This is a genomic window from Rhodococcus sp. DN22 (genome assembly GCF_036669995.1).
Lineage (GTDB): Bacteria > Actinomycetota > Actinomycetes > Mycobacteriales > Mycobacteriaceae > Rhodococcus_F > Rhodococcus_F erythropolis.
Genome location: NZ_CP133326.1, coordinates 1,435,811 through 1,453,514 on the forward strand (window position 1 = coordinate 1,435,811; position 17,704 = coordinate 1,453,514).

General features: G+C 61.9%; 13 protein-coding genes and 1 pseudogene. 10 read left to right on the forward strand and 4 right to left on the reverse strand.

The features are described 5' to 3' along the window. The 5 genes from RA302_RS06610 (at position 1) to RA302_RS06630 (ending at position 5,826) form a co-directional block, all read left to right on the forward strand. Positions 1-798 (forward strand): WecB/TagA/CpsF family glycosyltransferase, encoded by a 798-nt coding sequence (locus RA302_RS06610; RefSeq protein ID WP_019747422.1) that lies wholly within the window; start codon positions 1-3, stop codon positions 796-798. Positions 799-895: 97 nt separating this feature from the next. Further along, positions 896-1,927, forward strand: coding sequence for a GDP-mannose 4,6-dehydratase (gene gmd, locus RA302_RS06615; protein WP_019747421.1), 1,032 nt, complete (start codon positions 896-898; stop codon positions 1,925-1,927). After that, on the forward strand, positions 1,924-2,892 hold the full coding sequence (locus RA302_RS06620; protein WP_029254711.1) for a GDP-L-fucose synthase: 969 nt from the start codon (positions 1,924-1,926) through the stop codon (positions 2,890-2,892). The genes gmd and RA302_RS06620 overlap by 4 nt, the downstream gene beginning before the upstream one ends. Positions 2,893-2,945: 53 nt before the next feature. After that, a complete protein-coding gene (locus tag RA302_RS06625) occupies positions 2,946-4,271 on the forward strand; it encodes a UDP-glucose/GDP-mannose dehydrogenase family protein (protein ID WP_020906581.1) in 1,326 nt (441 codons plus the stop codon). A gap of 130 nt (positions 4,272-4,401) precedes the next feature. Then, positions 4,402-5,826 carry a polysaccharide biosynthesis tyrosine autokinase gene (locus tag RA302_RS06630; RefSeq protein WP_019747418.1) on the forward strand — a complete coding sequence of 475 codons (1,425 nt, stop codon included), beginning with the start codon at positions 4,402-4,404 and terminating at the stop codon, positions 5,824-5,826. Here the strand turns inward: RA302_RS06630 and RA302_RS06635 are convergent. Further along, complete coding sequence (locus RA302_RS06635; RefSeq protein WP_182261658.1) at positions 5,798-6,322, reverse strand: low molecular weight phosphatase family protein; 525 nt, start codon at positions 6,320-6,322, stop codon at positions 5,798-5,800. The two genes, RA302_RS06630 and RA302_RS06635, sit on opposite strands and share 29 nt — an antisense overlap. 108 nt (positions 6,323-6,430) lie before the next feature. On the opposite strand from RA302_RS06635, the gene RA302_RS06640 reads away from it, so the two are divergent. Next, complete coding sequence (locus RA302_RS06640; RefSeq protein WP_019747416.1) at positions 6,431-7,750, forward strand: UDP-glucose/GDP-mannose dehydrogenase family protein; 1,320 nt, start codon at positions 6,431-6,433, stop codon at positions 7,748-7,750. A gap of 149 nt (positions 7,751-7,899) precedes the next feature. Next, positions 7,900-9,576 carry an Hsp70 family protein gene (locus RA302_RS06645; protein WP_230091103.1) on the forward strand — a complete coding sequence of 559 codons (1,677 nt, stop codon included), beginning with the start codon at positions 7,900-7,902 and terminating at the stop codon, positions 9,574-9,576. Between the two features lie 9 nt (positions 9,577-9,585). Here the strand turns inward: RA302_RS06645 and RA302_RS06650 are convergent, their stop codons facing one another. Further along, the gene (locus tag RA302_RS06650) at positions 9,586-10,848 is read right to left on the reverse strand and encodes a YibE/F family protein (protein WP_030535944.1); all 1,263 of its coding nucleotides are present in this window, start codon (positions 10,846-10,848) and stop codon (positions 9,586-9,588) included. Between the two features lie 488 nt (positions 10,849-11,336). Further along, positions 11,337-12,590: a pyridoxal phosphate-dependent aminotransferase gene (locus tag RA302_RS06655; RefSeq protein WP_019747413.1), complete on the reverse strand. Its 1,254-nt coding sequence runs from the start codon at positions 12,588-12,590 to the stop codon at positions 11,337-11,339. A gap of 76 nt (positions 12,591-12,666) precedes the next feature. Here RA302_RS06655 and RA302_RS06660 point away from each other — a divergent pair, with 76 nt between their 5' ends. Further along, positions 12,667-14,607 (forward strand): prolyl oligopeptidase family serine peptidase, encoded by a 1,941-nt coding sequence (locus tag RA302_RS06660; RefSeq protein WP_338479842.1) that lies wholly within the window; start codon positions 12,667-12,669, stop codon positions 14,605-14,607. Here the strand turns inward: RA302_RS06660 and RA302_RS06665 are convergent. After that, a complete protein-coding gene (locus RA302_RS06665; protein ID WP_338479843.1) occupies positions 14,597-15,529 on the reverse strand; it encodes a hypothetical protein in 933 nt (310 codons plus the stop codon). The two genes, RA302_RS06660 and RA302_RS06665, sit on opposite strands and share 11 nt — an antisense overlap. A gap of 245 nt (positions 15,530-15,774) precedes the next feature. Between RA302_RS06665 and RA302_RS06670 the strand changes: the two are divergent. Together RA302_RS06670 and RA302_RS06675 are read left to right on the forward strand one after the other, a co-directional pair. Continuing rightward, a pseudogene (locus tag RA302_RS06670) lies at positions 15,775-17,052 on the forward strand (DUF6745 domain-containing protein). 60 nt (positions 17,053-17,112) lie between these two features. Further along, a complete protein-coding gene (locus tag RA302_RS06675) occupies positions 17,113-17,568 on the forward strand; it encodes a hypothetical protein (RefSeq protein ID WP_029254716.1) in 456 nt (151 codons plus the stop codon). The last annotated feature ends 136 nt before the right edge of the window (positions 17,569-17,704 follow it).

The following is a 17,704-nucleotide window of genomic DNA, read 5'->3' on the forward strand; positions in this document are numbered from 1 at the left end:
ATGAGCAGTCCGTTCGAGGTCATCGAGGTGGGTGGCATTCCGTTTGCCGCGACCAATCTCGAGGGAGCTACCGATTGGGTAGTCAACGACAGACGAGAGGGAGCGGGAACCGGAGTCTCCGTGAGGTTGTCGAATTCCTACTGCGTGTCGGCGGCGCACAGCGATCGCGACTACTCCGCGGTTTTGAAGGGTCCCGGTGTGAACTTCGCAGACGGAACCCCGGTCAACTGGGTGATGCGCCTGATCGGCGGCACCGCTTCCGATCACGTCGGTGTTCGACCAGTCCGGGGTCCGTCGTTCTTCGAGGCCACCCTGGACAAGGGGCGCCGCTACGGCCTCCGTCACCACTTTGTCGGCACGACAGAAGAGACGTTGAGCCTCTTGACGGATCGAGTCGAGGAGTTATACCCGGGCATCGAGGTGGCTGGCACTTATGCCCCGCCGTTTGCCGCGTTCAGCAAGGAGTTCGTCGATGACATCATCACGAAGGTCGGTCCGTCGGCCCCGGACATCGTGTGGGTCGGCTTGGGAGCTCCGAAGCAGGATTTTGTCACGAAGGCGATAGCGGATCGAACCGACTACGTGGCCGTCGGTGTCGGCGCGGCCTTCGACTTCTTGGCCGGAACTGTCTCGGAGGCACCATCTTTCGTCCAGAACTCGGGTTTCGAGTGGCTGTATCGACTTGCATCGGAACCCAAACGTCTGTGGCGGCGCTACCTGTTCGGTAACTCGACATTCGTTCGGTTGGCATCGCGTGACATTCGAAAGTTCCTCGGCCGTTCGGGGGGACGCACATGAGCGAGATCAAGACTGCCGGGCGATTCGGAGGAATACGGACCACAACCGTGGTTTCGCAACTATCAGGCGGGCTGTCCCGCAACGGAAGGAACGCAGGATGAAACGCGCACTGATTACCGGAATCACGGGACAGGACGGCTCTTACCTCGCCGAGTTGCTGCTCTCCAAAGGCTACGAGGTTCACGGACTGATCCGTCGATCGTCGACGTTCAATACTTCGAGGATCAACCACATTTATGTGGACCCCCACCATGCGGATGCACGGCTTTTCCTTCACTACGGTGACCTCAGTGACGGAGCGCGCCTGGTGACGCTGCTCGCGCAGATCAAACCGGACGAGGTATACAACCTCGCTGCGCAGTCTCACGTCAGAGTCAGCTTCGACGAACCCGAACACACGGGGAACACGACAGGTGTGGGGTCGATCCGACTACTGGAGGCGGTTCGGATGGCCGGACTCGACTGCCGGTTCTACCAGGCGTCGAGCTCTGAGATGTTCGGTGCCACACCACCACCGCAGAACGAGGAGACACCGTTCTATCCACGCTCGCCCTACGGTGCGGCGAAGGTGTACTCGTACTGGATCACCAAGAACTACCGTGAGGCGTACGGAATCTTCGCGGTGAACGGAATTCTGTTCAATCACGAGTCCCCCAGGCGCGGCGAGACGTTCGTGACGCGCAAGATCACGCGGGCAGTCGCACGTATCAAGGCCGGGATCGAGGATCATCTGTACATGGGTAATCTCGATGCGATACGCGATTGGGGGTACGCGCCGGAGTATGTCGAGGGAATGTGGCGCATGCTGCAGGTCGACGAGCCTGAGGATTTTGTGCTGGCCACCGGTGGCAACTACTCGGTGCGCGACTTCCTCACAGTCGCTTTCGAACACGCAGGTCTGAACTGGGAGAACCACGTTCGATTCGACGAACGGTATCTTCGGCCGACCGAGGTGGACGCACTGATCGGGGATCCGAGCCATGCCGAGCGCAAACTCGGTTGGAAGGCCGGCGTGCACACACCCGAACTGGCTCGGATCATGGTCGAGGCAGACATCGAAGCGCTCGAACATGAAGGGCGCCCGTGGATCGACACTCCGGCACTTCCCGACTGGTTGGCGACGCGATGAGTGATTCATTCGCAGCGCGACCACTCGATCGAGGCGCACCGTTCTACGTGGCTGGACACCGAGGTTTGGTCGGCTCTTCGGTGTGGCGAAAACTGGAATCTGCCGGCTTCTCACGGTTGCTCGGACAGACCTCCGCCGAACTCGATCTGCGTGAGCGGGAAGCTGTTTTCGATTTTTTCGCCCGCGAAAAGCCGACCAACGTGATCCTTGCAGCAGCAAAAGTTGGTGGGATTGCGGCGAACAGCACGTTCCTCGTCGACTTCCTGTCGGAGAATCTTCGTATCCAGGTGAACGTGCTCGACGCTGCCCTTGCACACGGCGTCGAGCGTCTCCTGTTCCTCGGATCATCGTGCATCTACCCGAAATTGGCGCCGCAGCCGATCAAGGAGGAATACCTGCTCACCGGGCATCTCGAGCCGACCAACGACGCCTATGCAATAGCAAAGATTGCGGGAATACTCCATGTTCAAGCTGCCAGGCGGCAGCATGGTCGATCGTGGATCTCGGCGATGCCCACCAACCTGTACGGCCCGGGAGACAATTTCTCGCCGCGTGGATCGCATGTACTTCCCGCCCTCGTTCGGCGCTACGACGAGGCGCAGTCATCCGCAGTGCCGTTGGTTGTCAACTGGGGGAGTGGCAATCCTCGACGTGAATTTCTGCATGTCGACGATCTGGCGTCGGCGTGTCTGCATCTGCTCGACAACTACGACGGTGCATCGCACGTCAACGTGGGAACCGGCGAGGACCACACAATTCGTGAGATCGCTTCGATGGTCGCCGACGAGGTCGGATACACCGGCGAGACGCGGTGGGACACCTCGAAGCCTGACGGAACAATGCAGAAACTTCTGGACGTGAGCATGATTCGTGAACTCGGATGGCGGCCGACAATCGGATTGCGCGAAGGAATCGCGTCGACGGTCTCGTGGTACCGAGACAACATCGGTGCCGTGCGCACCTGAATTACCCATCCCATCAACACTTCACACACTGTCGAGAAAGCAGATCGAGCAACATGAGCACTCGCATAGCAGTTTTCGGCACGGGATACCTGGGCGCGACACACGCGGCGTGTATGGCCGAACTCGGTCACGAGGTCCTCGGAGTGGATGTCGACGCGGCAAAGCTGGAGAAACTGGCAGCAGGGGAAGTTCCTTTCTACGAGCCAGGTTTGGGCGAGGTCCTACGACGAAACATCGATCGAGGAAGGCTGAAGTTCACGTCGTCTTACGAGGAAGCCGCTGAATTTGCGGACGTGTTCTTCCTCGGGGTCGGTACGCCGCAGAAGAAGGGTGAGTTCGCCGCTGACATGGTCTACGTGGATGCCGTGATCGAAACTCTGGCACCGCTGCTCACCAAACCCGCGGTCATCTTCGGGAAGTCCACGGTGCCGGTGGGAACCGCGGAACGGCTCGGTAAGCGCGCGCGGGAACTGGCACCGGTTGGTGACGGCGTCGAAGTCGCATGGAATCCCGAGTTTCTGCGCGAGGGGTTTGCCGTCCAGGACACATTGCATCCAGATCGTCTGGTGCTCGGGGTCGACCGCGGTCGACACGGTCGCGCGGAATCTGCTGCGCGCGAGGTTTATGCAGACCTCCTCGATGAGGGAATTCCCTTTCTCGTCACGGACCTCGCTACGTCCGAGTTGGTCAAAGCGTCAGCGAATGCATTCCTGGCCACGAAAATCTCGTTCATCAACGCGATTTCCGAAGTGTGCGAGGCTGCTGGCGCCGACGTCACAGTGCTCGCCGACGCGATCGGGTACGACGTTCGGATCGGACGTCGATTCCTCAACGCGGGAATTGGTTTCGGCGGCGGTTGCCTACCCAAGGACATCCGTGCCTTCATGGCTCGCGCCGGTGAACTCGGCGCCGACCAAGCACTGACGTTCCTACGCGAAGTCGACAACATCAACATGCGCAGACGGACACGCATGGTCGAACTGGCGCGGGAGGCATGCGGATCGCTTCTCGGTGCGAGAGTCGCAGTTCTGGGTGCCGCGTTCAAACCGGACTCGGACGACGTTCGTGATTCGCCGGCGCTCAACGTCGCGGGTCAGATTCAGCTTCAAGGCGCAGCAGTGAACGTGTACGACCCGAAGGCCATGGACAATTCGCGTGCGCTGTTCCCGACGTTGACCTATTCGGCAAATGCGTTGGAGGCGTGCGAAGGCGCCGATGTCGTCCTGGTGTTGACCGAGTGGCCCGAATTTTTGAAGTTGCAGCCGTCCGATCTCGATGCAGTCGTTCGCAAGAAGGTGATCGTCGACGGGCGCAATTGCCTTTCCCCCGACGAGTGGCGAGGCGCAGGTTGGAACTACCGCGGACTGGGACGCCCGTGAGCACAGGACGTTTCGTCCGTCGCAGCTGATCGATATCGAAATTGAGAAAGCCCGGTTCGCCCTCGCGGTCTGACCGGCAAAGACCGCTCAGACCCGCAGTGGACATGCGTGAGCCGAAGGAGACATCAAGATGGAAATTGTCGACTACCTGAAGATATTGCAAGCCAGATGGCGAATAGTCGCTGCTGTAACCGTGCTCGGAATCCTGGGAGCCCTTTGCGCTTCTCTTCTTTCGACGCCCGTTTACCAGGCCTCGACGAGGCTGTTCGTTTCGACGTCGGCGGGTACCTCGGTCAACGAGGCACTGCAGGGCAGTCAACTTTCACAGCAGCGAGTTCTGTCCTATACAAAACTCCTGACCGGCCGGACACTTGCGCAGCGGACGATCGACGAACTGGGACCGAGGGTGGTCGGCGGGATGTCGGCTGAAGAGTTGGCCTCCAAGGTCACTGCGACGTCGGCGCCCGACACTGTGTTGATCGACCTCGGAGTCAAGGATCCTTCACCGGAGCTCGCGCGAGAGATCGCAAATACTCTGTCGTCCGAATTCGTCGCACTGGCAAAGGAACTGGAGACACCCGAGAACGGCGGAACGCCGCCTGCACGTGTGGTCGTCGAGCAACAGGCCCAAGAGCCGTCTGTTCCCGTTTCGCCCAAGACTTCGCGCAATCTCGCTCTCGGAGCAGTGGCGGGACTGGTGTCGGGAATCGCGCTTGCGTTGATTCGCGATCGACTCGACAACACGGTGAAGGATCGTCGAACGGTCGAAGAGATTGCGGGTTCGGCGATGGTGGGCACGATCCCGTTCGACAAAGTCGTCGAAGTCAACCATGCGATTACTTTCAGTGACGGAAATTCCGTGAGTGCCGAAGCCTTCCGTGAATTGCGCACCAACCTTCAGTTCCTCGAGGTGGATCATCCACCGCGTGTCATTGTCGTCACGAGTTCGCTTCCCTCCGAGGGTAAGACGACGACCGCCGTGAACATCGCTCTTGTCTTGGCGGAGGCCGGTAAGTCAGTGTGCCTGATGGAAGGCGACCTCCGGAAGCCGCGAGTGTCGAAGTATCTGGGGTTGATCGGAAGCGTCGGCGTCAGTTCGGTGCTCTCCGGTCAAGCGACGCTGGACGATGTGCTTCAGCCGACCGAATTCGACGGGCTGACAGTGCTCGCGTCCGGACCGATCCCGCCGAACCCGAGCGAACTACTCGGCACGGACACGGCCAAACATGTTCTCGATGAACTGCGGGCGCGATACGACTACGTCATCATCGACGCCTCGCCGTTGCTACCCGTCACGGATGCCGCGGTCCTGGCCGCGATGTCTGACGGTGCCCTGGTGATCGCCCGACACGGCTCCACGAAGCGCGATCAACTGGCGCGCGCGGTCGGAAACCTACAGAGTGTGGGTGCACACGTCCTGGGCACTGTCATCACGATGACGCCGTCTCGCGGACGCAATGCGTACGAGTACAGCTACTACTACGAGTCGGACAAGTCGCTACCGCAGTTGACCGCGGTGCCCGCTCTCAGCGCTCACCGAAGCGAAGTCGGCTGAGCAGCGGGCCGAGGAGATCGGCGATCTCAAGTCCGATTTCGTGAAACACGTTCTCTTCCTTACCCATCGGATCGATGACGTCCTCGGGTTCGGCGGCACGAAATCGGGGTCTGGCGGCGGCGAGGTCCTCGACAGTTGCTGCATCTGCGAGCGAGCCCAACCGTGCGGCTTCTCGAAGTGTGAACGTGCGCTTGAGCCGCGCCGGAGCCATCGCCAGGACTTTGTCTCGCTGACTTTCGGTCATCGTGAGAATGAGGTCGGCGTCCGAGGCCAGCGCTGTTGTCATGCGTCGGGCTTGAAACTCCGTGGGGTCGCCGCCGAGCCCCGCGAGAACCCTCGCAGCAGTCGGCTCGATCGGGTGTCCGACCATCGCCCGGGTTCCGGCACTCGACGCGGTGAATCCGGAAACTCCGGCTTCGGCGGCATAAGCACGTGCAAGGCGTTCGCCAGTGGGTGATCGGCAGATGTTTCCCGTACAAACGAAGAGAACGTGCATGCCAGAAGCATAGGTTGCACGCGCGACGCACTCGTCGTACGCCCGATGTTGGTTTCGCGCCCACCTGGCGTACGCGTTTCGGAAAGTTCGGACGCATACCAACAACACATGAAGATGACCGTGTTCGGAACGGGATACCTGGGGGCGACCCACGCAGTGTGTATGGCCGAACTTGGTCACGACGTGCTGGGAGTCGACATCGACCAGTCCAAGGTCGACAAGTTGTCTCGTGGGGAGGTCCCGTTCTTCGAGCCGGGTCTGACCGACATGCTCGAGAAGAATCTGGCGTCGGGTCGGCTGCAGTTCACGACTTCCTACGCCGATGCCGCGGATTTTGCCGACATCCATTTTGTCGGTGTGGGGACGCCCCAGAAGAAGGGGGAGTACGCCGCAGATCTCAGTCATGTTCATTCGGTGATCGACATGTTGGCGCCGTTGTTGCGAAAGCCTTCGCTGATAGTCGGGAAGTCGACGGTGCCGGTAGGCACGGCAGCGGCTCTCGGCGAGCGACTCCGAGCGACTGCGCCGGCGGGTGGCTCGGTAGAGGTGGCCTGGAATCCGGAGTTCCTGCGTGAAGGACACGCGATCGCGGATACCTTGAGCCCTGACCGGTTGGTTCTGGGGATCGATCGTGACCGGCCGGGAAACGCCGAAGGCGTTCTTCGCGAGGTGTATGCCGAGATACTGGGCGCGGGGGTGCCGTTCCTCGTGACCGATCTGGCGACGTCCGAGTTGGTCAAGGGATCTGCGAACGCGTTTCTCGCGACCAAGGTGTCCTTCATCAATGCGATTGCGGAGGTGTGCGAGGCGACCGGCGCCGACGTCACGATGTTGGCCGACGCTCTCGGGTACGACGCTCGGATCGGTAGACGGTTCCTCAATGCGGGCTTGGGGTTCGGCGGTGGGTGCCTGCCGAAGGACATTCGGGCGTTCATGGCACGCGCCGGGGAATTGGGTGTCGACCAGGCCCTGTACTTCCTCCGCGAGGTAGACAGCATCAACATGCGACGACGCACAAAAGCTGTGGAACTGGTGACGGCAGCCTGCGATGGCAGTTTGCTGGGAGCTAACGTCTCGGTTCTGGGGGCCGCGTTCAAGCCCGAATCCGACGATGTGCGCGATTCGCCTGCGCTCAACGTTGCCGGAATGATGCAGTTGCACGGGGCAGCGGTCACCGTTTTCGATCCGAAGGCCATGGACAATTCTCGCCGACTGTTTCCCACCCTTCACTATGCAACCTCCACGTCAGAAGCTTGCAGAAATGCTGATGTGGTCTTGATCGCCACGGAATGGGACGAGTTCGCCTCACTCGTGCCCGGCGATTTGGAACCACTCGTTCGGCGGCGGGTGATCGTTGACGCCAGAAATTGCCTCGATCCGGACCTGTGGCGCGGCGCCGGTTGGAACTACCGCGGATTGGGGCGGTAGGTCGACCGTCCAGGTTGCGAAAAAATAGCTGCGAGAAGGCCTTAGGTGAGATGCGCGAACCTCGCAGACCATGCCCAGTGGGTAGACTTCCGGCCGGGGAATGACGGGGTCTGCTGACGGAACCCGTCGCCGGTCGACGAAGGTGGATCATGAACTTGGTTTTGGGTGTGACGGTGGGAGCCAGCGCTGTGCGTTTGGCGCGCCCGGGGACGCCCGACCACAGTGGTCCGGTGTTCCGATCCAGAGCGGTCGATCGCGGTCGTGAGATTCCGGAGGAAGTCGCAGCGGAGGCAACCGGCGTGGCTTTGACCGAGAATGCCGATCTCGGCAGCAATACGGTCGTCGCCTACCGGGATCAAGCGCAGGCCGGAGCACTCCAAACAGCGTTCGAACAGAAAGGCATCGACAACTTCGAGCTGGTTCCCGAAGTAGTCGCGACGCTTCGAATGCTCGAGGAGTCCGGTGCGCTGACCGACCAGAGCACACTCGTCGTCGTCGACATCGGTAGTTCTGGATCGACGATCAGCATTGTGGACAGGCAGATGCGGTCTACCGTCGTCACCGCCCGGTCGACGCGGGTCAGCGGAGATCACTTCGACGAGCTCGTCTACTCGGATCAGACCGTGCGTCGCCGTATAGCTACGCCGGCCGACCCGGGTGGCGATGCCGAACTGCAGGCGCGATGCCGACTCGCGAAGGAACAGCTGTCCTCACGAAGTGCGGTGTGCCTGCCCGGGCCCGGCGGGCTTCTCCTGCTGTCGCGGGAAGTTTTCGATTCGTTGGTCGTCACGTCGGTGGAGGCCTTCGCACGCGAGATACGAGAGGTCATCGCAACGTCCGGCCGTAACCCCGACGCGATTCTCCTGATCGGTGGCGGTGCACGCATTCCGATCGTGCGGGCGACCCTCGCCGCTTGGCTGGAGTGCCCCCTCATCGCGCCCGAGCAGCCGGAACTCGTGACTGCGCAAGGCGCTGCGCTGATCGCGGAGTCGTCGATGACGCCATCGGCGCGCGCGGTATCTGCCCCGGTTCAGGTTCCGGCTGTAGCGCCGATCTTTGCGCCGTATCCGATCCACACCCCGGCTGAGGTACCCGTTCCGGTTCAGGCGTTCAGCCACGGAGGGGTCGCAACGCTCGCGGAATCGGAGCGGCCGAATGCCTTGTCCGAAGCCGCTTCCGGCACGAAGTCCGTTCCGCAGGAACAGGTGCCGAGCCCTTACGCGGCGGAACTGCCTCAGCCGCGACCGAACCGACACGAGCAACGATTCGATCCGGCCGCAGATCTCGCGGTCGCCGACAGTGATCAGGCCACGGACGGATTCGGCACAGAACATGACGCCGACACCGAGGCTGTGATGGTTGACGCCCAGGCGTACTCGGCGATGTACGAAGGCGAGGCACCCGGGGCAGGAACCGCACACCCGTCCTGGCTCGCCGGGACACAACCCGTCGAATCGACATCCAAAGAGCCGAGAAACCCGCTACGGTTCGCGGGCCTCGGCGCCGGTGTGATCGCGGCGATCGTGATCGTGGGGTTGGGATTGGGCTACGGAGGAAAGGTCTTCGATTCCGAGGATGCCGGACCTGTGGCAACCGAGGTGACTACGCCGCCGCCGACGACCACGACTACCCCGCCGCCTACGACCACAACGACCCCGCCCCCGACGACGACGGAGGAAGCCCCTCCGGTCGTCGAGGCTCCGCCAGTCGTGCAGGACACTTACGTGCCGCCCGCGCCCGCTCCCGCGCCGCCACCGCCCGCGATCTACATTCCGGGGCTTCCGCCGATTCTGTTACCGGTTCTCCCACCGATTCCCGGACTCTGAGGCTCGCTTTCAGCGTTTGGAGTGTCGGCCGCCTGACGTGGGGCCGGCCTTGACCGCACTACCGGGTGGGCGAGCCAGAATCACGGCGATAGCAGTAGTGAGCGGAACAGATAGCGCCAGAGCAATCCCGCCGACCGCGGACCGTACGATTTCGATCGCTACAGCGTCACCGACCAGGACGTCCTGAAGAGGGCGACCGCTGACGCTGAAAAGCAGAAGCAGTGGCAACGCCCCGCCGGCGTACGCGAGAACCAAGGTGTAGACCGTGCTGGCGATGTGATCGCGTCCGACCCGCATCGCCCCGCTGAACACCTTTCGGCGGGGTGCGTGCTTGTCGAGTTCGGCCAACTCGAACGCCGAAGATGCCTGGGTGATGGTGACGTCGTTGAGAACACCGAGCGATCCGATGATGAAGCCCGCCAGCAGCAGGCCCGTGATGTCGATGTGCTCGATGTAGGTCTGCACATTGGTGTTCTGCTCTTCGGACAGTCCGGTGAGGTGCGTCAGTTCGATACAGAGGTAGGAGAGAACGGCAGCGAGCACCATCGCGGCAAGGGTGCCGAGCAAAGCCGAACTGGTCTTGAGTGAGACACCGTGCGCCAGATAGAGAACCGCGTACAAGATCACCGCGCCGGCGACCAGTGCAACCGGTATCGCAGGCTTACCGTCGAGCAATGCGGGCAGGAGAAACCCGACGACGACGCCGAAGGCGATCACCAGACCGACGAGTGCGCGCAGTCCGCGCCACCGCGCAACGGCGATGATGACGACGGCAAACGCGATGACGATCAGCGCCAGTGGGAGTCCACGCGAATAGTCTTCGAAGGAGTACTGCGTGTTTCCGTTCGGGTCGGTCTGACGCACCAGGCGAATGTGGTCACCGACCCGTAGATCCGGTTGTCCGGCACCCGGGATGATCTCGAGGAGTGTCTTCGTTCCGGCATTCGGCCCGGACTCGATATCGACGATACTGCGCTGGCACTGATAGGCGGAGGTGGGTGGCGGTTGCGGTGCACCGACGAATACCCTTCCGGCGGAGGAACTTCCGCAGTCGCCGAGATCCTGCATCGTGACGGTGCCCGCCTCGGTCTCCACCGAACTGCCGTCGGCATTCTGAAAGGGGAGCGGGACGGGAATGGTGTTCTTGTCCGGCCACAGCGCGACAGCTGCCGCGACGACAACCATGCCGATGACGACGAGCAAGCCGATGACGACGCGTGATGCGGTGGGGCCGATCTGAATGGGGCCACCGTGGCCGTGGCCGTGACTCATCGGAAACTGAGTGTCGGACTGGGGATTTGCACCGGTGCAATGTTATCGGCTCAGATGCGAATGGTCAGCTTCTGCGGATAGTGTCGATCGACGACAGCGTCGGCACAGGTGATTTCCGGGAAAGAGGCGAAACTGGGATTGGTCGAGCTGGGTGGCGGGGAACAGGGGGGGTTGTCCCCGCCACCAACCTGGTATCCACAGGGGGGGGAGGGATACCAGGTGCTCGCGGCACCGAAGTGCTGATAACCAATGTACCCAATTTCAATCGGGTTTGGCGCGTTGTCCAACTACCAATTTCACGACGAATCACGTACCGGTTGGACCGTTTTCGCATCAGGGCAGGTCACTAAATAGTTAAAGTGTCAATCAAACCGCCTGGTATGCGAATGTTGTGACCAAGGTCTCACAAATACCCCGCACTTTTACGTTTACGGGGTATTTGTACAACGAATTGTTTACCTGATTTTGCCCGATTCGACGGGCCGAAATCACTGCTTGTAACTGGTGAGGAAGTTGCCGAATCGCTCGATGGCCACGGCGAGATCCCGGGCCCACGGAAGGGTGACGATCCGAAGGTGATCGTGGTTCGGCCAATTGAATCCGGTGCCTTGAACCATCAGGATCTTCTCCTGGAGAAGCAGGTCCTGAACCAACTTCTCGTCGTCGTGGATCTCGTAGACGTTCGGATCCAGACGAGGGAACGCGTAGAGCGCACCGCGGGGTTTCACACACGAAACACCCGGAATCATGTTCAATCGCTCCCACGCGACGTCGCGCTGCTCGAGCAGGCGACCGCCGGGCAGGATCAGGTCTTCGATGCTCTGGTGTCCGCCGAGGGCGACCTGAATGGCGTGCTGTCCGGGGACGTTGGGGCACAGGCGGGTCGACGCCAAGAGGTCGAGTCCCTCGAGGAAGCCGGCGGCGTGATCCTTCGGGCCCGTGATCGCCACCCAGCCGGAGCGGTAGCCGGCGACGCGGTAGGCCTTCGAGAGGCCGTTGAAGGTCAGGCAGAGCAGATCAGGGGCAAGTGTTGCCAGCGAGATGTGCTTTGCGTCGTCGTAGAGGATCTTGTCGTAGATCTCGTCGGCGAGCAGCAGAAGCTGATGCTTACGTGCCAGATCGACCAACTGCTGCAGAACCTCCATGGAGTACACCGCACCCGTGGGGTTGTTCGGGTTGATGACGAGGAGAGCCTTGGTCTTGTCGGTGATCTTGGATTCGATATCGGCGATATCGGGATTCCAGTCGTTGGCCTCGTCGCAGAGATAGTGGACGGGCGTGCCTCCGGACAGGCTCGTCATCGCAGTCCACAGCGGGTAGTCCGGCGCTGGGATCAGAACCTCGTCGCCGTTGTTGAGGAGGGCCTGCATGGTCATCGTGATCAGCTCGGAAACACCGTTACCGAGGTAGATGTTGTCGACGTCGAGCTCGGGGAAGCCGGGAACCAGCTCGTAACGCGTCACGATTGCGCGCCGCGCCGACAGAATGCCCTTCGACTCCGAATAGCCCTGCGCATAGGGCAGGGCAGCGATCATGTCCCGCATGATCACGTCGGGAGCATCGAATCCGAACGGTGCCGGGTTGCCGATGTTGAGCTTGAGGATCCGGTGTCCTTCCGCCTCCAACCGGGCGGCATGCGCGTGCACCGGCCCACGGATTTCGTACAGGACGTTCTGGAGCTTCGACGACTGCTCCAGCTCGCGCTGCGGCTGACGATGGCGGACGGGTTCTGGTGTGCTCACGAGTTACATGATTCCACCACTGTGCAAGTGCATTGTCGGGGACCGTGTCGCGCGACCAGTTGGCTATTGTCGAGCGATGACCCCCAGCGAGCAGATTGCAGCCCCGTACGGATCGTGGACTTCTCCGATCGGAGCAGCGGATCTGGCTGCAGGTGGCCACCCTGTCGAGGGTGGACGATACGTCGGTGACGAGATCTGGTGGGCTGAACTTCGTCCGACCGAGGGTGGTCGGACATCGATCCGTCGATCCGGTCTCGACAACCAACCCGTCGACATCCTCCCTGCGCCGTGGAACGCGCGGACCAGGGTTCACGAGTACGGCGGTGGCGCCTGGACCGTCACCGAGTCCGGAAAACTGGTCTTCAGTGAATTCTCCGATCAACGGGTGTACATCCTCGAAGGAGTCACTCCGCGGGCTCTGACGCCTGAACCCGCGTCGCCGGCCGCGTTGCGATACGCAGACCTGCAGATCGTGAACGGTGAGGTGTGGGCGGTTCGGGAAGCGCACGCGGAGGACGGGGCGATCACTCGCGATATCTGCGCGATTCCGCTGGACGGTTCCGGCAAGATTCGCTCGATCGTCGGCGGATCGGACTTCCTCTCGTCACCGAGGCTTTCGCCGAGTGGAACCAAAATAGCCTGGATCGCGTGGAACCATCCGCAAATGCCCTGGGACGGTACCGAACTGCGGGTAGCTCCACTCGTCGACGGCGTCGCTCAGAAGTACTCCGTGCTGATCGGCGGACTTGAAGAGTCCGTCCTGCAGCCGGAGTGGATCACCGACGACGAACTCTACGCAATCAGTGATCGCAGCGGCTGGTGGAACATCTATCGAGTCGGCGGCAAGATCACCCCGATCTGCCCGGTGGATGCGGATTTCGGTGGCCCACAGTGGCGCTTCGGTGCGCGCTGGTTCGTCGAACTCGACAACGGGCACCTTCTCACCGCACGCACGGTGGGAACCGACACGCTGGCGGTACTCGATCCGGCGTCGGGGGAACTGCGCGACATCGCGATCCCGGGTGTCACCAGCATCGGCCTCATGCAGGTTCGCGGCGATCGGTTGCTGCTCACCTCGGGAGGCGCGAAACTGGCGGGCGCACTACGCGAGTTCGACCTCGGTACCGGCGAACTCACCGAAATCCGTTCGTCGGTCGAAGAATTGCCCGAGTCTGCATACCTTCCGGAAGCGCGAGCTGTCGTGGCTCACGGACACGGGCGAGAAGTTCACGCCGTTGCGTATCCGCCGCGCAGTCCGCGATACAAAGGACTCGACGGCGAACTGCCGCCATACGTTGCGTTTGTTCACGGTGGGCCGACGGCGCACGTCGCCCCGGCCCTCAACCTCGTCTACGCCTTCTTCACCAGTCGCGGAATCGGCGTCGTCGATGTGAATTACGGCGGGTCGACCGGTTACGGACGTGAGTACCGCAACCGGCTGCGCGGACAGTGGGGTGTCGTCGACGTGCAGGACGTCGTCACCGCCGTCACCGGGTTGGCTGAGCAAGGGCTTGCCGATCCGGCCCGCCTTGCCGTCGAAGGCGGATCTGCCGGTGGATGGACCGTTCTGGCCGCACTGACGACGTCCGACGTGTTCGCTTGTGGTGCTTCCTATTTCGGCGTGGCCGAACTGGACCTGTTCGTGCAGGAAACTCACGATTTCGAATCGCGCTATGTCGACGGTTTGATCGGCCCGCTGCCGGAATCTGCCGACCTGTACGCGGAACGTGCTCCGCTCAACAACGTCGACGGGTTGAACTGCCCGGTGTTGCTGCTCCAGGGTCTCGACGATCCGATCGTGCCACCTTCGCAGGCGGAGCGATTCCGGGATGCTCTGGTGACCAAGGGTATTCCGCATGCCTACCTGGCCTACGAGGGTGAATCTCACGGATTCCGCAAGCAGTCGACCATCATCAGCTCACGCAACGCCGAGCTGTCCTTCTACGGGCAGGTGCTCGGATTCACTCCACCCGGCATTCCGACGCTCGAGCTGTGGAAGCCTGCGATCAGTAGCTGACGGCCCCGCGGTTGCGCGCGAAGGCCGCGAGGATCCGACCTGCCACCAGTGACGGGGTCGACAGGTCGGCCCACGTCCACCTCGCGACTTCCCACCCCGCGTCACGGAGTCGGTCTTCGCGGAGCTTCTCGTTCCAGAGCACGTCCTCGGCGCTGCGCCCGGCGGGCACCAGTCGGCCGTATTTGATGCGGCCGTCGAACTCTCCGATGGTGCGCTGCTCACGCCACAGGAAGTCGACGCGGCCGGCCAACCCTCGGGCGTCGTGGATTTCGACCTGGGGTTCGGGGAGTGGTAAGTGCTCCTGCAGGAACAATGCGAGGCTCCGTGATTCACCGACGCTTTCGATGCGCGAGTCCATCGCGGTGAGCGCGTGGAGCGCATGTCGATGGCGCGGATGGTTCGGGCTGAGTGCAAGCGAGGCCGCAACTGCATCTTTGGTCAACGCTGAACGGTGCAACGCTGAATTGCCCACCACGAGAGCCGGTTCGAAAGGGAGGGTCCTCGCGAGATCCGCAACAGTTCGTGCCGGAGTCGTGACGCGCAGGCCGTCGACGTGGGTGACCTCGTCGTCGGTGAACGATACCGAGTGCACGTGTCGTCGAGCGGATTTACGGCCGCCGCCTCGTCGGTCCCGAGAGAGGCGCACAACTTCGAGCGGAGTGTTCCAGAGTTCGAAGCCGTGCACCACCGCTGCCGAGATGTGGCTGACCGCTGCATGTGCCGAAGCGGTACCGGCCACAGCCTCGACGCGCAATCGATGTAGCCCGTAGGCGTCGAGGCGAGACAGGTGGTCGCTGGGTACGTAGGCACCGCGATGGATTCTGGACCAGTTTCCACTCGCGCAGGCCTGCCGGATCTCGGAATCGGTACGACCTTTCGACAGTTGCTCTGGCCGACGGATGATGTGTATTTGATCCCCCATACCGATCGATCTTGCTGCGCCCGGCGCTGGAAAGGAAGCCGTGAACCCGGGGCTGTGGACAGCCGTGAGTGAACACCACTTGTCCACAGTTCGAACCGGTTTCGCGTCGCTGGAGAGGGTGTTGGGTGTGGGGAAACGGTGGCAGGTTCTCGGTGTCGCACTCTAGGCAACCCTTGCGTCCGGAGCGTTTGCGTGCCAGGCTGTTGAACTATGACTACAGGAAAGGCGGACACCGCCACCGTCGCGTGAGCGCCGCACCGTTTCGCTCGTCGACGTCACGTCGAGCGACATCGACCGAGAACATCGATATCTTCGATGAAGACAATCAGGCATTGGAAACAGTCCGCGACGTATGGCTCGAACGCGGTCTGTGTACACGTCCGGCCGATCGATCCACGGCAGAATCTGCTGTCGCGCAACTATACCGACGATCCGGGCTCCCGAAACCGGAGTTCGTCTGGGTTCAGTCGCCCTCTGCTGGATCGGATCTGATCGCCGCCGAAGGTCTGTCGAACAAGATGTCCTTCGACGGCACTGGACTCGACTGCGCTTGCGGGCACATCGCGAGCATGTTTTCGGCGTCGCGCCGACGTATGAACGCGCGTATCGAACGTCGGAGCATTGACTGGCAGATAGAACGCTGGAAGATGGAACGTCGCGCGTTCGGGGGCGTTGGTGCCAGCGTGTCCGAGGGGTCGGATCAGCGGGGGTCGACTCAGCGGGGGTCGACTCAGCGCCGCGTCAATCCAGCGCGGATCATCAGATCCGCAATCTGGGAATCGTTGCACACCACACTGTTCGACGGCGTCGCAGCTGCGATACGAACGATGTCGACCCCGGTGGCGGGTGGAGTGACCTGGTACGGGCAGCAGGACGCCCATCGAATCGCGTACTACGACACATGCCATCGATACGGTCTTGCGACCTTCCGCTCGGAAGACCGTGAACTTCTCGATGTGCAGACCGCACTGGCTGACTCGACCGGGTGGTGGTAGGCGTTCGACGACGTGTGCATCATGGCGGAACGACCCAGGGTCTTGCACTCGGAGCGGATACCGGGCAGTGCGCGGGGAGAACGCCGACTCCACCACTCTGATTCCCCGGCACTCGAATTCGCAGACGGAACAAAGGCGTTCGTTCTGCACGGAGCGATCGTTCCCGACTGGGTAGTGCTCGACCCGACCGCCGAACGCATCGCACACGAGCGCAATGTAGAGATCCGTCGATGTGCAATCGAGCGGATCGGGTGGGATTCCTACATCGAGCTGGCCGGCCTGACACTGGTCGACCAAGCCGACGATCCCGGTAATGTCGGTTGCCTGCTGCAGCTCTACGCGTCACCGGAGGGCTGGGGCCGAAGTGGACGCATTCTCCTCGCGGTCAACGGTTCTTTCGAACGCGACGGGCATCGGCGTCGATACGGCCTTCACGTACCCGGATGGTTTACCTCCGCGTTGGATGCCGCCGGTTGGACTTACGGCATCACCGGCGCCGATTACTCCCGTCTCGTTCGTCGAACCTGAATCTCGACCCCTCAAGCCCCAATCCTCAAACCCTCAATCCTCAAACCCTCGGTGATACTTATGAACTCGAACATGACCTTGTCCGCTCTCACCACCCTCACCGGCCTCGATGTCTTCGACTACCTGGACCAGGAAGTGTCCATTCCTGTGATCGACGGACTTCAGGCGCAGGGCGATCTCATCGTGATCCCGTTTTCGCTGCTCGCAAATATCGTGGCGCCTCTGCCGTGGACACGCTCTGTGAGAGTGCCGCTCTCGGGAGTGGAGCTGCTGCGAAGCGCGGCGGGCGGTAACCCCCACAGTCTGGTTGCAGACGAAGGGGAGTGCACGTGGTCGACGCCGGTGAAAGATGCTCGGGGCCTTGCGCTCGGCATGCTCGACACCCGAGTGACCGCGTACCTGATCCATCCGGAGCACGGCGCGACCGGAATCGCTCCGGGGCGATACGTCATCGGACGGCAGCAGGAAAGGGGCGTCGGGCGTGCGCGCGGTGCGGTGATGCTTGTCGCAGATTGACAGGGCGACCTCGATTTGGCAGCGGGGGAGTGAGCACCACTTGTCCACGGCGAGCACCGCTTTCCGCGTAGAGCAAGGTGTGTTTGGTCGAGGGAACGGGTGCTCGGTCGGGAGTGGCTCCCCACACAAACGCGAA

Bases quoted from the DNA above. Each gene is read 5' to 3' on its own strand.
- RA302_RS06610 (WP_019747422.1), top strand. From the start codon at position 1: ATGAGCAGTCCGTTCGAGGTCATCGAGGTGGGTGGCATTCCGTTTGCC.
- gmd (WP_019747421.1), top strand. From the start codon at position 896: ATGAAACGCGCACTGATTACCGGAATCACGGGACAGGACGGCTCTTAC.
- RA302_RS06620 (WP_029254711.1), top strand. From the start codon at position 1,924: ATGAGTGATTCATTCGCAGCGCGACCACTCGATCGAGGCGCACCGTTC.
- RA302_RS06625 (WP_020906581.1), top strand. From the start codon at position 2,946: ATGAGCACTCGCATAGCAGTTTTCGGCACGGGATACCTGGGCGCGACA.
- RA302_RS06630 (WP_019747418.1), top strand. From the start codon at position 4,402: ATGGAAATTGTCGACTACCTGAAGATATTGCAAGCCAGATGGCGAATA.
- RA302_RS06635 (WP_182261658.1), bottom strand. From the start codon at position 6,322: ATGCACGTTCTCTTCGTTTGTACGGGAAACATCTGCCGATCACCCACT.
- RA302_RS06640 (WP_019747416.1), top strand. From the start codon at position 6,431: ATGAAGATGACCGTGTTCGGAACGGGATACCTGGGGGCGACCCACGCA.
- RA302_RS06645 (WP_230091103.1), top strand. From the start codon at position 7,900: ATGAACTTGGTTTTGGGTGTGACGGTGGGAGCCAGCGCTGTGCGTTTG.
- RA302_RS06650 (WP_030535944.1), bottom strand. From the start codon at position 10,848: ATGAGTCACGGCCACGGCCACGGTGGCCCCATTCAGATCGGCCCCACC.
- RA302_RS06660 (WP_338479842.1), top strand. From the start codon at position 12,667: ATGACCCCCAGCGAGCAGATTGCAGCCCCGTACGGATCGTGGACTTCT.
- RA302_RS06665 (WP_338479843.1), bottom strand. From the start codon at position 15,529: ATGGGGGATCAAATACACATCATCCGTCGGCCAGAGCAACTGTCGAAA.
- RA302_RS06675 (WP_029254716.1), top strand. From the start codon at position 17,113: ATGAACTCGAACATGACCTTGTCCGCTCTCACCACCCTCACCGGCCTC.